The sequence below is a fragment of the Kitasatospora sp. NPDC093679 genome, assembly GCF_040683455.1.
GTDB lineage: Bacteria > Actinomycetota > Actinomycetes > Streptomycetales > Streptomycetaceae > Kitasatospora > Kitasatospora arboriphila.
The window spans coordinates 1-13,998 of the sequence record NZ_JBFBDW010000026.1 but is presented as its reverse complement, the minus strand read 5'-3'; the positions used below and the strand labels follow the sequence as shown (position 1 = coordinate 13,998).

Sequence of the window (13,998 nt, the reverse complement as noted above, 5' to 3'; positions counted from 1 at the left end):
TCAGCGGGCGCGGAGCCGCAGCGGCTCCTCCTCGGCGGGGGCTTCGAGTCCGGCCGCCCAGAGCGAGCGGACGTGGCCGAGGTGGCGGGACATGCACTCCTCGGCGGCCTCGGCGTCGCCGGCGATCATCAGGTCGAGCAGTTCGAGGTGCTCCTCGGCGCTGGAGACGAGTTCGCCGCGCTGGTCGAGCCGGGTGAGGCCGTACAGCCGGGACCGCTTGCGGAGGTCGCCAACGGTCTCGACGAGCCGGGCGTTGCCGGCGAGGCCGAGCAGGCCGAGGTGGAAGCGGCGGTCGGCCTCCAGGTAGGCGATGAGGTCGTGCTCGCGGGCGGCGGCGACGATGGCCTCGGCCTCGGGGCGGAGGGCTTCGAGCTGGTCGCGGGTGGCGGTGCGGGCGACCCGTCCGACGGTGGGGACCTCGATCAGGGCGCGGATCTCGGTGAACTCGTCGAGGTCGCGTTCGCTGAGCTCGGTGACCCGGAATCCCTTGTTGCGGACGGCTTCGACCAGGCCCTCGCGGGCGAGGTCGAGCATGGCCTCGCGCACGGGGGTGGCGGAGACGCCGAAGTCGGCGGCGAGGGCGGGCGCCGAGTAGACGACGCCGGGGCGCAGCTCGCCGGAGATCAGGGCCGCGCGCAGGGCGTGGGCGACCTGGTCGCGCAGTCTCTCCTGGACGGAGATGAGGGCGCGGGGCTTGAGGTCCGCCATGGTGTGCCTCCGGAGGTGTACTGGACCCCATCGTACAATGTCACGTTGCGCCGAGCCCGGTGGTGTTCTCGTACTGGGCGGCGGCGACCGCGAGGTCCTCCCAGGCCATGCCGACGCTCTTGAACAGCCGTGGCCGATCATGGGGGACAACTGCCGCGCCCGTCACCAGTTCTGAAAGATTAGCAAGCGGTGCCGGGCCGTCCTCGGCGAAGGCCGCCACCAGGTCCCCGGCCTCCCGCAGTGCCGCCGACCGGGCCTCGGCGTACAGCGCCGACCTGCGGACGAGCACGGTGTCGACCTCCCGGGCGTCCGGTTCGTGCGAGCCGACCGCGGCGACGGCGGCGTGCGGCGCCACCAGCCGCCCGTCGAAGAGCGGGGTGCGGGCGGTGGTGCAGCAGACGACCAGGTCGGCCCCGGCCACGGCCTCCGGTCCACCGACCGCCGCGGCGGTGCCGCGGGCCCGGACGTGCGCGGCGAGCTCCTCGGCGGGGCCGGGGCGGCGGCCGACGACGGTGACCCGTTCCAACGGCCGGACGGCGAGGAGCGCGTCGAGGTGCCCGTACGCCTGCGGTCCGGTGCCGAACAGCACCAGGTGCCGGGCGCCCGGGGCGGCGAGCCGGTCGAGGGCGAGGGCGGTGACCGCGGGGGTGCGCAGCGCGGTGAGGGCGGCGCCGTCCAGCAGGGCGAGCGGTTGCAGGGTGGGCCCGTCGAGCAGCAGGTAGCCGCCGGTGATCCGGGGCAGGCCGCGGTCGGGGTTGGCGGGTGCCACCCCGGCGATCTTCACGCCGGCGTAGCGGCCGGCCGCGGCGGGCATGAGCAGCAGTTCGCCGGCCGGCACCGGGACGGCGGTGCGCGGCGGCGCGGTCTCGGGGTCGAGGCCGGCCGCGAGCGCGTCGGCGAGGGCGCGGACGGCCGCGGCCGGCCCGAGGGTGAGCGGCAGGTGGGGGATCACAGCAGGAAGCCCGCTCCGAGGTCGTCGTCGGGGTCGAGCAGGAAGCGGTGCTCGCCGGTGCGGTGGGCGGTGCCGGTGACCTCGGTGAGCAGGCCGCCGTCCCGCTCGCCGAGCACCCGTCCGGTGAAGGCGGTGCCGATCAGCGACTCGTGCCGCAGCGCCCTGCCGGGCGGCAGCAGGCCGTCGGCGGCGAGCAGGGCGAGCCGGGCGGAGGTGGCGGAGCCGCACGGCGAGCGGTCGATCTGGCCGTCGGCGAAGACGGTGACGTTGCGCTGGGCGGGGCCGTCGCCGGTGTCGGGCAGCGTCTCGTACAGGACGGTGCCGTAGACGCCGGAGAGCCGGTCGTCGGCGGGGTGCCGGGTGGCGGGGTGGCCGTCGAGGGCGGCGCGGACGGCCTGTCCGGCGGCGGTGAGGCCGGGCAGCCTGGCGGGGGTGACGCTCAGCCCGAGGTCGGCGGCGCGGACGAAGGCGTAGCAGGCGCCGGCGTGGGCGACGTCGACCGTGCACGGCCCGTACCGGGTGCTGACGTCCAGACCGCGGGCGGTGACGAAGGCGGGCACGTTGCGGAAGGCGATGCCGGTGGTGCGCCCGCCGCTGCGGTGCACGGTGGCGGCGACCCGACCGGAGGGGACGTCGATCCGCACCTCGGCGGTGCCGTCGGCGGGCGCGGGGACCCGGCCGGTGTCGACGGCCCACGCGGCGAGGGCGATGGTGCCGTGGCCGCAGGCGGTGGAGTAGCCGTCCTTGTGCCAGAAGAGCACGCCGAGGTGGGCGCCGTCGTCGTCGGGCGGCACCACGAAGCCGCCGTACATCCCGGCGTGGCCACGGGGTTCGCGGGTGAGCAGGCGCCGCACGTCGTCCAGCGGGCCGGGGCGGGGTGCGGTGGCGGTGCCGCCGGCGCCGATGGCGACGGCGCGGCGCTCGGCGACGGTCTCGCCCGGGACGGGCGGCAGTCCGGCGGTGACGATCCGGAACGGCTCGCCCTCCGTGTGGTAGTCGACGGCCTCGACCACGGCGGGCCCGGGTGCGGTGCTCATGCGCCGGGGAGGAGCGTGACGGTGCGGCTCGCGGTGTAGAACTCGAGGGCCGCGCTGCCCTGTTCGCGTCCGCCGTAGCCGGCCGAACCGGTGCCGCCGAACGGCAGGTGGAAGTCGACGCCGGTGGTGGGGGCGTTGACCCGGATCATCCCGGCGGCGAGCCGGTCGGCGGCGGCGAGCGCGGTGTCGAGGTCGCGGGTGTGCACGGAGGCGGCGAGGGTGTGCCGTCCGGCGTTGGCGAGCGCGATCGCCTCGTCGAGGTCGGCGGCGGGCAGCAGGACGGCGATCGGGCCGAAGTACTCCTCGGTGCGCAGCGGGTGGTCGGCGGGCACGTCGGCGAGCAGCGCGGGTTCGAAGCCCCAGCCGGGGCCGGGGGTGCGGCCGCCGCCGGTGAGGACGGTCGCCCCCGCGTCGCGGGCGGAGCCGACGGCGCCGGTGAGGCGGTCGAGGGCGGCCTCGCCGATGACCGGGCCGCGGTCGGCGGCGGCGAGCCGCTTGGCGAGGGCCTCGCGGAGCGGTTCGTACGCGGCGCCGACGGCGATCACCTGGCCGGTGGCGGTGCACTTCTGGCCGGCGTACCCGGCGACGGCGGCGGCCAGGTGGTCGGCGGCCAGCTCGATGTCGGCGTCGGGCAGCACGATCGCGGCGTTGAGGCCGCCGAGTTCGGCCTGCGCGGGGATGCCGCGGGCGGCGGTGGCGGCGACGACCCGCTGTCCGACGGCGGTGGAGCCGGTGAAGGAGACCACGTCGGCGGCGTCGATCAGGGCGGCGCCCTCCTCGGCGCCGCCGGGCACCACGGTGAGCACGCCCTCGGGTAGGGCGAGGAGTTCGGCGAGGCGCAGCGCGCAGGCGGTGGCCTCGGGGGCGGGCTTGAGGACGGCGGTGTTGCCGGTGGCCAGCGCCGGGGCGGCCTTCCAGACCGGGATCGCCAGCGGGAAGTTCCACGGGGTGACGAGTCCGGCGACGCCGTGCGGGCGGCGGCGGGTGAGCAGCAGGCCGGGCCCGGCGGCCGTGTCGTGGACGGCGCCGACCGGCGCGTAGGGCGCCTGGGCGTAGTAGCGGAGGATGGCGACCGCGCGGGCGGCCTCGCCGCGGGCCTCGGCGAGCGGCTTGCCGACCTCGCGGACGGCGAGCGCGGCGAGTTCCTCGGCGGCGGCCTCGACGGCGTCGGCGGCGCGGCCGAGTGCGGCGGCGCGTGCGGCGGCCCCGGCGGCGTACCAGCCGGGCTGGGCGGCGCGGGCCCGCTCGACGGCGGCCCGGGTGCCGGCCGCGCCGGCGGCGTCGACGCCGAGCACCAGGTCGGTCGGGTCGGCGGGGTTGTACGAGGTGACGGTCACGTCGGGTCCTTCGGGTGGGTGCGCGGGAGGACGGGTGCTCACCGGTCTCGGTCGCCGAGTCTCGCTCGCCGGTCTCAGAGCAGGAAGCCGGCCGGGAAGGGGTCGTCGGGGTCGAGGAAGTACTGGGCGGTGCCGGTGAGCCAGGCGCGGCCGGTGACGGTCGGCACGATCGCGGGGCGGCCGGCGACGGTGGTGCGTTCCACGATGCGTCCGGTGAACGTGGTGCCGATGAAGGACTCGTTGACGAAGTCCTGGCCGATCGGCAGTTCGCCGCGGGCGTTGAGCTGGGCCATCCGGGCCGAGGTGCCGGTGCCGCACGGGGAGCGGTCGAACCAGCCGGGGTGGATCGCCATGGCGTGCCGGGAGTGCCGCCCGGTGGAGCCGGGGGCGAGCAGCTGCACGTGGTGGCAGCCGTTGATGGACTCGTCCTCGGGGTGGACGGGCCGGTCGCTCTCGTTGATCGCCGCCATCACCGCCAGTCCGGCGTCGAGGATCTCCTGCTTGCGGGCCCGGTCGAAGGGCAGGCCGAGCCGCTCCAGCGGCAGGATCGCGTAGTAGTTGCCGCCGTAGGCGAGGTCGTAGGAGACGGTGCCGAAGCCGGGGACCTCGGCCTTGAGGTCGAGCCCGGCCGAGAAGGACGGCACGTTGCGGATGGTGACGGCCTTCGCCGCGCCGTCCTCGACCCGCACCTCGGCGACGACCAGCCCGGCGGGGGTGTCCAGCCGGACGGTGGTGACCGGCTCCTGCACCTCGACCATGCCGGTCTCGACGAGGACGGTGGCGACGCCGATGGTGCCGTGTCCGCACATCGGCAGCAGGCCGGACACCTCGATGTAGAGCACGCCGAAGTCGGCGTCCGGCCGGGTCGGCGGCTGCAGGATCGCGCCGCTCATCGCGGCGTGCCCGCGGGGCTCGTACATCAGCAGGGTGCGGAAGTGGTCCAGGTGCTGCTGGAAGTGCACCCGCCGTTCGGCCATGGTGGCACCGGGCAGGGTGCCGAACCCGCCGGTGATCACGCGGGTGGGCATGCCCTCGGTGTGCGAGTCGACGGCGTGGAACACGTGGCGGCTACGCATGGCCGCTCCCCCTCGTCGGGTCTGTCGGTCGGTGGGATCGAGTGCGCTCGGGAGGTCGGTTCAGGGGCGCGGGGGCGCCGGGAGGTGACCCCGCGCCCCTGAGCGGTCAATCCTGCGTCCTAGGAGAGGCCTTCTGCGAGGGCCTTCTCGGTGGCGGCGCGGACGGCCGCCTCGATCTCCGGGGCGAGCGGTCCGCGGGGCGGCCGGCAGGGGCCGCCGGGCAGCCCCGCGATGTCCATGGACAGCTTGATGGCCTGCACGAACTCGGTCTTGGAGTCCCAGCGCAGCAGCGGGTGCAGGGTCCGGTAGAGCGGCAGCGCGGTGGCGAGGTCACCGGCGGCGGCGGCCTCGTACAGCGCGACGGAGGCCGTCGGCAGCGCGTTGGGGTAGCCGGCGATCCAGCCGACCGCGCCGGCCAGGGCGAGCTCCAGCAGCACGTCGTCGGCGCCGATCAGCAGGTCGAGCCCGGGGGCGAGCTCGGCGATCTGGTAGGCGCGGCGGACGTCGCCGCTGAACTCCTTCACGGCGACGATCGAGCCGTCCGCGTGCAGCCGGGCGAGCAACTCGGGCACCAGGTCGACCTTGGTGTCGATCGGGTTGTTGTAGGCCACGACCGGCAGGCCGGCCTTGGCGACCTCGGCGTAGTGGGCGCGGACGGCCGCCTCGTCGGCGCGGTAGGCGTTGGGCGGCAGCAGCAGCACCGATCCGGCGCCCGCCTCGGCGGCCTGCTCGGCCCAGCGGCGGGACTCGGCGGAGCCGTACGCGGCGACGCCGGGCATCACCCGGGCACCGTCGCCGGCGGCCTCGACGGCGGTGCGCACCACGCGGGCCCGCTCCTCCGGGGTGAGGGTCTGGTACTCGCCGAGCGAGCCGTTCGGGACGACGCCGTGGCACCCGGCGTCGATCAGCCGGCGGACGTGCTCGCCGTAGGCGTCGTGGTCGACCGAGAGGTCCGCGCGCAGCGGCAGCGCGGTGGCGACCATGATGCCGCGCCAGGGCCGGGAGGGGTCGTACGGGACTCGGGTCATGGGGGTTCGCTCCTGAGTGGTGAGGTGTGACATTTTATAGACCTTCATGAGCCGCCACAAGGGCGACCCGCCGACCGGTGTGCGGGCCGGCCGGCCCTCGCTTCGGACGGCCGGTTCAGGGGCCGTCCGGCGGCCGCGGGACGGCGTCGGCGAGATGCGCGAGCGGAACGGGGCAGGCCAGCGGGCGGCTGTCGGGCCGCGGCTCGCCGCCGCCGGCGAGGCAGGCGACCGCGGGACCGCACATCCGGCCCTGGCACCAGCCCATGCCAGCCCGGGTGAGCAGCTTGACCGTCCTGGCGTCGCCGGCGCCGAGCTCCTCGACGGCCTCCCGGACCGCGGCGGCCGGGACCTCTTCGCAGCGGCAGACGTCGGTCTCCGGGGTGAGCCAGTCCGTCCATCCCGGGCCGGGGCGGTGGGCGGCGGCCAGCAGCTCGGCGAAGGCCCGCCGGCGACGGCGCGCCGCGCGCAGTGCGGCGGGCACCGGCCGGCCGGCGATCTCCCGGGCGGCGATCTCACCCTCGACCAGGGCGAGGTCGGCGCCGCCGACGCCGCAGGTCTCCCCCGCCGCCCAGAGCCCGGGCAGGCCGGTGCGCAGCCGCTCGTCGACGGCGAGCGCGACGGCGCCGTCCGGGCCGGTGCGGGTGGGGGCGCCGAGTTCGGTGGCGAGCTCGATCTGCGGCAGCAGCCCGTGGCCGACGGCGAGGGCGTCGCAGGCGATCCGCCGCTCGGTGCCGGGGACGGGCCGCCAGGCGGAGTCCAGCCGGGCGACGGTGACGCCGGTGATCCGGTCCTCGCCGTGCGCCGCGACGACGGCGGTGCGCGGCCGCAGCCGCACCCGGTGGCGCAGCAGCAGGGCGGCGTGCCGGGCGCCCTCGGCGAGCTTGCCCGGGTTGGCGGCCAGGGCGCCGAGCGCAGCGGGGGTGCGGGCGTAGCCGAGGTAGTCGCCGGCCTCGACGACGGCGGGCACCCGGGCGCCGGCCGCGGCGAGCGAGGCGGCGGCGGCGAGCAGGAGCGGACCGCTGCCTGCGACCACGATCCGGCGACCGGGCAGCACCAGTCCGGCCTTGAGCATGGCCTGGGCGCCGCCTGCGGTGACCACCCCGGGCAGCGTCCAGCCGGGGAAGGGCAGTTGCCGTTCGTAGGCGCCGGTGGCGAGCAGGACCCGGCGGGCCTCGACGACCGCGCTGTCGCTGCCGGCCGGGCCGACGACGGCGTGCAGCCGCCAGGGCTCGCCCGGCTCGGCCGTCCAGACGTGGTGGCCGGTGAGGTGGTCGATCCGGCCGGCCCGCACCTGGGCGTCCAGGCGGGCCAGCAGGGCGGTGAAGGCGGGCCAGTGGTGGTGGAGGCGGTCCGGGCGGGCAGCGCCGAGGCCGGGCGCGGGGTGCCGGTAGTACTGGCCGCCCGGGCGTTCGGCGGCGTCCAGCAGGGCGCAGCGCAGGCCGAGTCCGGCGGCGGTGACGGCGGCGGCCAGCCCGGCGGGTCCGGCCCCGATCACCGCGAGGTCGTACGGGTCCGCGGTGGGGACGGGCGGCGAGGTCGGGTCAGACGGCGAGGTCGGCACGGCCGTGGCCCTCCTGGGTGGTGACGACGGTGCCGGGTTCGGCGGGCATCAGGCAGGTGCGCCGGTTGGGCTGCCCGTCGACGGTGGCGAGGCAGTCGTAGCAGACGCCGATGCCGCAGAAGGCGCCGCGCGGCCGTCCGCCGACCCTGGTGCGACGCCAGGCCAGGATGCCGTCGGCCCACAGGGCGGCGGCGATGCTCTGGCCGGGCAGCGCGGGCACCGGCCGGCCGTCGAACTCGATGGTGTGGCCCGGCCCCGGCCTGGCGTCGGCCAGCCGGGCGGGGGTGCGGTCCGCGGTCATGCCTCTCCTCGGTCGGTGACGGACGGCCCGGTGACGAACGGCCCGGTGACGAACGGCCCGGTGGCGGCCTGCTCGGCGGCGGCCTGCTCGGCGCCGGCGCCCGCAGGTGCGGGGGCCGGGAAGCGGTCGGCGCGGAACGGCGCCGGGTCGAGCGCGGTGGGCCGCCCGGTGAGCTGCTGGGCGATCAGCAGGCCGGTGGCGGGGGCGAGCCCGATGCCGGCCCCCTCGTGGCCGCAGGCGTGGTACAGCCCGGGCACCCGCGGGTCGGCGCCGACGGCGGGCAGGTGGTCGGGCAGGTAGGGGCGGAAGCCACGGTAGGCGCGCTGGACGGCGACCCCGCGGAGCACCGGGAACAGCGCGGCGGCCTGCGCGGCGAGCCGCTGCAGCACCTCGACCGACAGGGTGCGGTCGAAGCCGACCCGCTCCCGGCTGGCGCCGATCAGCACCGGCCCGGCGGGGGTCCCCTCGACCACGGCGGAGGTCTGCAGGGCGGCGGAGCCGCTGGCCACGTCGGCCACGTAGTCCGCGGCGTACACCTTGTGCCGGACGATCCGCGGCAGCGGCTCGGTGACGAGCACGAAGCCGCGCCTCGGCATCACCGGCAGGTCGACCCCGGCCAGGGCGGCGACCTCGCCGCCCCAGGTGCCGGCGGCGTTGACCACCGCGGCGGCGGAGAGCTCCCGACGGTCGGTGACCACGCCACGGACGGCGCCGGCGGCGGTCGTCCGCAGTGCCCGGACGGTCTCGCCGAGGTGGCGGTCGGCGCCGGAGGCACGCAGTAGGTGGGCGGCGGCGAGGGCGGGCTGGACCTGGGCGTCCTGCGGGTAGTGGACTCCGCCGGCGAGGCCGGGGGCGAGGTGCGGTTCGAGGGCGGGCAGCTCGTCGGCTGGGATCTCCTCGGCCTGCACCCCGACGGCCCGCTGCCGGGCGGCGAAGCCCCGCAGGGCGTCGAGGCCTGCGGGCACCGCGGCCACCACCAGGCCGCCCTTCGGCTCGTACTCGACGGCCGGGCCGAGCTCCTCGGCGAGCTCGCGCCAGAGGCCGGTGGAGAGCAGGGCGAGGTCGAGTTCGGGGCCGGGCTCCTTGTCGGAGACGAGCAGGTTGCCCTCGCCGGCGCCGGTGGTGCCGCCGGCCACCGGACCGCGGTCGACCACGGCGACCCGCAGGCCGGCCCGGGCGGCGTAGTAGGCACAGGCGGCGCCGACGACGCCGGCGCCGATCACCACGACGTCGTGGCTGGGTTGCGTGAGCACCACAGTAATATGTCACATGGTTCAGCGACTGGGAAGGGTCACCCCGGCCGGTCCTCCGCCGCCGCGGCCACCGCCCGTTCGAAGGCCCGGAGCTGCGCGGTCGGACTGAACTGGACGATCTCCGTACCGGCCGCGATCCGCGGCACGTGGCCCGGCGGCAGGTGGAAGACGTCGCCCGCCTCGAAGACCTCCTCGTGGTCGGCGAACCGGAAGGCCATCCGGCCGCGGAGCACGTACCCCCAGTGCGGGCAGCTGCAACCGCCGGGCAGGCCGGCCATCGCCGCCGCACCGTCCACCGGCTCCCGGAACTCGACGTGGTCGACCGTCCAGCCCTCCAGCTCTCCGCGCCGGGCCAGGGCGGGCGCGGCCCCGTCGGCCGGGCTCTGCGTGGTCACCTTCGGCATGCTGCGCGCCTCCTCCGGGACGCCCCGCACGGGCGCCTTCCCCCATCAGACCCCATCGGCCTCAACCGGGCCGCATTCGGACCCGCCGGAACGCCGGAAGCCCCGGTCCGCCGGGTGCTCGGCGGTCCGGGGCTTCCGGTGGAGTGCACGGATCAGGTGATGTCGTCCATCTGCTCGGTGCGGGCGGCCGGCACCGGCGCGGGCGCCTCGGGGGCGGCCGAGGCCTCGATCGACTCGGGGCCGTCCACGCCCTCGACCGAGAGGTCCAGGTGCGAGGCCTCCTCGTCGCCCAGCCCGGCGTCCGGGTTGCGCCGCGCCCGGCGGCGGTCGTTGAGCACGGCGATGCCCGCCGCCAGGAAGTAGAGCGCCCAGATAGGCGCGGCCAGCGCGAGCATGCTCAGCGGGTCGGCGCTGGGGGTCGCGAAGGCGGCGAACACGGTGATGCCCATGACCATGCCGCGCCACCAGCCCAGCAGCCGCTTGCCGCTCAGCACGCCGATCAGGTTCAGCATCACCAGCAGCAGCGGCAGCTCGAAGGCACCGCCGAAGACCAGCACCATCCGGGTCACCACGTCGAGGTAGTCCTCGGCTGGCATGATCGGCACGGTCTCGGTCGGTGCGAAGGAGATCAGCATCTCCGCGGTGGCGGGCAGGATCAGGTAGGCGAGGACGGCACCCGCGAGGAACAGCGGGACACCCGCCGCCAGGAAGCTCATCGAGTACTTGCGCTCGTGCTTGTGCAGGCCCGGCGCGACGAACGCCCAGAGCTGGTACAGCCAGACCGGGGTGGCCGCGACCACGCCGGCCGTGAGGCTGACCTTCAGCGCGAGGGTGAACGGCGTCAGCAGGCCGATGGTCGACACCACGCCGCACCGCTCGCCGGTGGCCGTCAGACCTTTCTCACCGCACGAGGGAAGCGGCTCGAGCAGGAAGTTGGTGAGCTCCCGGTGGAAGTAGAACGCCACCACGGTGGTGATCACGATGGCCAGGACCGACTTGACCACCCGGTTGCGGAGCTCGCGCAGGTGGTCGGCGAGCGCCATCCGGCCCTCGGGGTCCTTCGGCGGCTTCGGCGCCTTGGAAGACTTGCTCAAGCCCGGTCCTCAACTCGTACGACGGAGCCCGCCGGACGGCGGGCCCCGATGGCCGTGGGTACCGGCTCAGCCCCGGGGGGCCGCGCCGTGGTCGGCGGCACCGACCGGACGGGCGTCGCCCGACCCGGGTGCCCGCTTGATCGTCATCGGTGCCGGCTCCGCCGCGGGTCGCGCCTGCGGCGGCGCACCGGCGCCGTCCGTCCGCAGGGCCTTGGCCTCGCTGCGCAGGATGCGCAGCGTCCGGCCGAGGGCCCGCGCGGCGTCCGGCAGGCGTTTCGCCCCGAAGAGCAGCACCGCGAGGACCGCGACCACCAGGATCGCCGTCGGCGAGATGCGCATGTGCACCACCATTCCCTCAGCGGGGCGCGTCCTCCCCGTTGCGGGCGATGGTAGTCGTTGCCGGCTGCCGCCCGGCAACCGCCGTCCCACTGCGGCCCCGGCCGCACCGCGGGGCCTGTCACGAGGGTACCCGGCCCGCGGGAGCACCGGTCCGGTGATCGGCCTCGCAGATCGGAGGCCCGGAAGGTCGGCCGTCCGGGAGGTCGGCCGTCCGGGAGGTCAGCGGCCCGGCAGGTCGGCCGCCGCTGCGGCCAGGGCCCGCGAGGCGGAGTCGACCGCGCGGGCCAGCGAGCGGACGTCAGCCCAGAGCCGGACGGCGAGCACGCCCAGGACGAGCAGGCCGGCGGTGGCCAGCAGGACGGCGGCGGTGAGGGTCCACGGCATGGCACGACCCTACCGGTCGGTCAGCCCTCCACCGGCAGCAGGCGCATGGTGCTGACCCCGGCCGCCGTCATCGCCTGCACGATCTTCTCCCCGGCCGGCTTGCGGACGGACACCCCGCACTCCGGGCAGACGAAGCCGTAGAAGGTGCGCTCCCGGGTCGGGCCGAGCACCAGCCGGAAGTCCTCCGCCGGGAGCTCGACCTTCTCCCGGCACTGCGAGCAGTAGACCTGGAATCTGGTGCCGTACCCCACCCGTCAGGCCTGCCCCTCCGGGTAGCCGGCGAGGGCGGCGAGGGCCGCCTCGCGGGCCTGCTCGGCGAGGGCCGGCGGGGAGACGATCCGGCCGTCCCGGCCGAGCCGCAGGGCGAGCGGGCGCAGCCCGGACGGGTCGGCGCTGCGCAGGGTGATCCGCAGTCCGCCGTCGGGCAGTTCCTCGGCCTTGTCGTGGGTGTAGTACTCGGCGACCCAGCGGCCGCCGGGGCCGACCTCGACGATCACCTCGGGGTCGTCGGCGGCCGGGTTGACCAGGCCCGCGGACAGGTCGCGCGGCTCGATCCGCGGCGGGTCGGCGGGCTCGTCGAGCACCTTGATCTCGGCGACCCGGTCCAGCCGGAAGATCCGGCGGTCCTCGGAGGTGCGGCACCAGGCCTCGAGGTAGGTGTGGCCCTCGGTGACCAGGCGGATCGGGTCGACCTCGCGCTCGGTCATGCCGCCGCGGCCGTGCGACCAGTAGCGCAGCCAGAGCCGGCGGCCCTCGGTGAGCGCGCGGTCGATGTCGGCGAAGACCTGGCCCTCGGCCTCGAAGGTCACGCCGACCCGGGCGCTGGACTCGGCGCTCTCGCCGGCCGCGTCCTCGATCTTGGTGACGGCGCGGGTGAGCGCCTCCCGGTCGCGGCGGCGCAGGCCCGGCAGGCCGGCCACCGCGCGGGCGGCGACCAGCAGGGCGGTGGCCTCGTCGGCGGCCAGGCGCAGCGGCTGGGCGACGTCGTCGACGTTGTGCCACCAGATCCGGTCGCCGTCGGTGTCGATGTCGAGCAGGTCGCCGCCGCGGAAGCTGGTGCCGCACATCGGCAGCACGTGGAGGTCGCCGATCAGCTCGCGCTCGGTGATGCCGAAGGCGCGGGCGACCTCGGCCACCTCGGCGCCGGGGCGCTCCCGCAGGTAGGTGACCAGCGAGAGCATCCGCCGGGTCTGGTCGATCGCGTTGCTCATGCGCCCACCTCGCTGCGCTCGGCAGTCGCTCCGCAACATGCGCGCCCGTTCATGATTCGCTCGCTTCGCTCGCTCATGCCCTTACTCCCCCACTCCGGCGACGGCGCGCAGCCGGTCGATGACGTCCGCCCGCAGGTCGTCCGGTCCGAGGACGACGACGTCGGGCCCGAACTCGGCGAGGTCGGCGCCGAGGCCGTAGCCGTACGGGATCTCCAGCTCGTCCCAGTGCTCGTCGACGCGGGTGGTGGCGATCGCCCGGCCGCGGAGCGGGAAGGCGGCGCCGCGGCGGAGCCGGACGGTGGCGGTGGCGCCCTCGGTGACGGCGCCCTCGCCCGCGAACCGGGCGACGTGGGCGCGGACGTCCACGTGCTCGGGGACCTCGCCGGTGAAGCTGCCGGCCCGGGAGCGGACCTTGCCGGTGATCCGGCTGAGCCGGAAGACCCGGGCGCTCTGCCGGTCGCGGTCGTAGCCGGCCAGGTACCAGTGGCCGCGCCAGCACTCGAGGGCCCAGGGTTCGACGGCGCGCTGCTCGGCGGCGGAGGCGCCGGCCTTGCGGTAGTCGAAGGTGACCGGGCGCCGGTCGCGGGCGGCGACCAGCAGCGGCTCGAAGGCGGCCTCGCGGGCGGGGATCCGCGGCTCGAGCGCGGTGTGCTCGGTGTCCTCGGCGAAGGGCACGCCGGCCGCCCTGAGCTTCTGCAGGGCGCCGCTGGCCGCACCGGACATCTTGGCCTGCTGCCAGACCCGGGCGACCAGGGTGAGGGCGGCGGCCTCCTCGGCGTCGAGGACGATCTCGGGGAGGCGGTTGCGGTCCCGGCGGGCGAGGTAGCCGATCTCGCCGTCGAGCGCGTTCTCGTCGACGTCGATGACCAGGCCGAGCTCGCGCAGGTCGTCCTTGTCGCGCTCGAACATCCGGTTGAACGCGTCCTCGCTGCCCTGCTGCCAGGCCTCCCGGTAGGCCTCGACGGACTCCCGCAGCTCCTTCTTGGAGAGCGGCCGTCTGGTGTTCATCAGACAGAGGGCGAGGTTCATCAACCGCTCCGCCTTCGCGATCGCCATCGCTGACCTTCCTGTCCGTCCGACCGGCACCTTCGTGATCCGGCGGACCCGACCGTACCGGTCCGGGCACGCTGAGCAAAAGCCGAGCCCGTCCGGACCGGACGACGACAGCGCCGGGCCGCTCCCCGAGGGGGGTGCGGCCCGGCGCTGCGGGGGTGTCTCAGAAAGTGTTGGGTAATCGAGTGGTTACTGGTTCTTGAGGTCGTCGGCGAGGCGGCGGGCTGCTTCGGTCTCGATGGGGCCGTGTGGTTCGATCT

16 protein-coding genes are annotated in these 13,998 nt (G+C 76.0%); all 16 read right to left on the bottom strand.

Annotated elements, in window-relative coordinates:
* Complete coding sequence (locus tag AB0O09_RS21640) at positions 1-708, bottom strand: GntR family transcriptional regulator (RefSeq protein WP_363543549.1); 708 nt, start codon at positions 706-708, stop codon at positions 1-3.
* Between the two features lie 40 nt (positions 709-748).
* Positions 749-1,660 carry an ornithine cyclodeaminase family protein gene (locus tag AB0O09_RS21635; RefSeq protein ID WP_363543547.1) on the bottom strand — a complete coding sequence of 304 codons (912 nt, stop codon included), beginning with the start codon at positions 1,658-1,660 and terminating at the stop codon, positions 749-751.
* The gene (locus AB0O09_RS21630; RefSeq protein ID WP_363543546.1) at positions 1,657-2,697 is read right to left on the bottom strand and encodes a proline racemase family protein; all 1,041 of its coding nucleotides are present in this window, start codon (positions 2,695-2,697) and stop codon (positions 1,657-1,659) included. Before AB0O09_RS21630 ends, AB0O09_RS21635 begins: the two co-directional genes overlap by 4 nt.
* Positions 2,694-4,034 carry an aldehyde dehydrogenase family protein gene (locus AB0O09_RS21625; RefSeq protein WP_363543544.1) on the bottom strand — a complete coding sequence of 447 codons (1,341 nt, stop codon included), beginning with the start codon at positions 4,032-4,034 and terminating at the stop codon, positions 2,694-2,696. Before AB0O09_RS21625 ends, AB0O09_RS21630 begins: the two co-directional genes overlap by 4 nt.
* A gap of 74 nt (positions 4,035-4,108) precedes the next feature.
* Positions 4,109-5,110: a proline racemase family protein gene (locus AB0O09_RS21620; protein ID WP_363543543.1), complete on the bottom strand. Its 1,002-nt coding sequence runs from the start codon at positions 5,108-5,110 to the stop codon at positions 4,109-4,111.
* Between the two features lie 119 nt (positions 5,111-5,229).
* The gene (locus AB0O09_RS21615) at positions 5,230-6,138 is read right to left on the bottom strand and encodes a dihydrodipicolinate synthase family protein (RefSeq protein ID WP_363543541.1); all 909 of its coding nucleotides are present in this window, start codon (positions 6,136-6,138) and stop codon (positions 5,230-5,232) included.
* A 115-nt stretch (positions 6,139-6,253) separates the two neighbouring features.
* A complete protein-coding gene (locus AB0O09_RS21610; RefSeq protein ID WP_363543539.1) occupies positions 6,254-7,699 on the bottom strand; it encodes an NAD(P)/FAD-dependent oxidoreductase in 1,446 nt (481 codons plus the stop codon).
* Positions 7,680-8,000: a (2Fe-2S)-binding protein gene (locus tag AB0O09_RS21605; protein WP_344621609.1), complete on the bottom strand. Its 321-nt coding sequence runs from the start codon at positions 7,998-8,000 to the stop codon at positions 7,680-7,682. The genes AB0O09_RS21610 and AB0O09_RS21605 overlap by 20 nt, the downstream gene beginning before the upstream one ends.
* Complete coding sequence (locus tag AB0O09_RS21600; RefSeq protein ID WP_363543537.1) at positions 7,997-9,253, bottom strand: FAD-binding oxidoreductase; 1,257 nt, start codon at positions 9,251-9,253, stop codon at positions 7,997-7,999. The genes AB0O09_RS21605 and AB0O09_RS21600 overlap by 4 nt, the downstream gene beginning before the upstream one ends.
* A gap of 38 nt (positions 9,254-9,291) precedes the next feature.
* Complete coding sequence (locus tag AB0O09_RS21595) at positions 9,292-9,657, bottom strand: AraC family ligand binding domain-containing protein (RefSeq protein ID WP_363543535.1); 366 nt, start codon at positions 9,655-9,657, stop codon at positions 9,292-9,294.
* A gap of 152 nt (positions 9,658-9,809) precedes the next feature.
* On the bottom strand, positions 9,810-10,751 hold the full coding sequence (gene tatC, locus AB0O09_RS21590; protein WP_363543534.1) for a twin-arginine translocase subunit TatC: 942 nt from the start codon (positions 10,749-10,751) through the stop codon (positions 9,810-9,812).
* 66 nt (positions 10,752-10,817) lie between these two features.
* Positions 10,818-11,090 carry a Sec-independent protein translocase subunit TatA gene (gene tatA / locus AB0O09_RS21585; RefSeq protein ID WP_344621605.1) on the bottom strand — a complete coding sequence of 91 codons (273 nt, stop codon included), beginning with the start codon at positions 11,088-11,090 and terminating at the stop codon, positions 10,818-10,820.
* Positions 11,091-11,309: 219 nt separating this feature from the next.
* Positions 11,310-11,474, bottom strand: a complete 165-nt coding sequence (locus AB0O09_RS21580) for a hypothetical protein (RefSeq protein WP_363543532.1) — start codon at positions 11,472-11,474, stop codon at positions 11,310-11,312.
* Positions 11,475-11,494: 20 nt separating this feature from the next.
* A complete protein-coding gene (locus AB0O09_RS21575; protein ID WP_344621603.1) occupies positions 11,495-11,725 on the bottom strand; it encodes a hypothetical protein in 231 nt (76 codons plus the stop codon).
* Positions 11,726-11,728: 3 nt separating this feature from the next.
* Positions 11,729-12,685: a WYL domain-containing protein gene (locus AB0O09_RS21570; protein WP_363543530.1), complete on the bottom strand. Its 957-nt coding sequence runs from the start codon at positions 12,683-12,685 to the stop codon at positions 11,729-11,731.
* Between the two features lie 81 nt (positions 12,686-12,766).
* Positions 12,767-13,741, bottom strand: a complete 975-nt coding sequence (locus AB0O09_RS21565) for a WYL domain-containing protein (RefSeq protein WP_363543528.1) — start codon at positions 13,739-13,741, stop codon at positions 12,767-12,769.
* Positions 13,742-13,998: the final 257 nt, after the last annotated feature.

What these genes read in the sequence shown, in the direction of transcription:
- AB0O09_RS21640 (WP_363543549.1), bottom strand. Translation starts at nt 708, where the DNA reads ATGGCGGACCTCAAGCCCCGCGCCCTCATCTCCGTCCAGGAGAGACTG.
- AB0O09_RS21630 (WP_363543546.1), bottom strand. Translation starts at nt 2,697, where the DNA reads ATGAGCACCGCACCCGGGCCCGCCGTGGTCGAGGCCGTCGACTACCAC.
- AB0O09_RS21620 (WP_363543543.1), bottom strand. Translation starts at nt 5,110, where the DNA reads ATGCGTAGCCGCCACGTGTTCCACGCCGTCGACTCGCACACCGAGGGC.
- AB0O09_RS21615 (WP_363543541.1), bottom strand. Translation starts at nt 6,138, where the DNA reads ATGACCCGAGTCCCGTACGACCCCTCCCGGCCCTGGCGCGGCATCATG.
- AB0O09_RS21605 (WP_344621609.1), bottom strand. Translation starts at nt 8,000, where the DNA reads ATGACCGCGGACCGCACCCCCGCCCGGCTGGCCGACGCCAGGCCGGGG.
- AB0O09_RS21595 (WP_363543535.1), bottom strand. Translation starts at nt 9,657, where the DNA reads ATGCCGAAGGTGACCACGCAGAGCCCGGCCGACGGGGCCGCGCCCGCC.
- tatA (WP_344621605.1), bottom strand. Translation starts at nt 11,090, where the DNA reads ATGCGCATCTCGCCGACGGCGATCCTGGTGGTCGCGGTCCTCGCGGTG.
- AB0O09_RS21580 (WP_363543532.1), bottom strand. Translation starts at nt 11,474, where the DNA reads ATGCCGTGGACCCTCACCGCCGCCGTCCTGCTGGCCACCGCCGGCCTG.
- AB0O09_RS21570 (WP_363543530.1), bottom strand. Translation starts at nt 12,685, where the DNA reads ATGAGCAACGCGATCGACCAGACCCGGCGGATGCTCTCGCTGGTCACC.
- AB0O09_RS21565 (WP_363543528.1), bottom strand. Translation starts at nt 13,741, where the DNA reads ATGGCGATCGCGAAGGCGGAGCGGTTGATGAACCTCGCCCTCTGTCTG.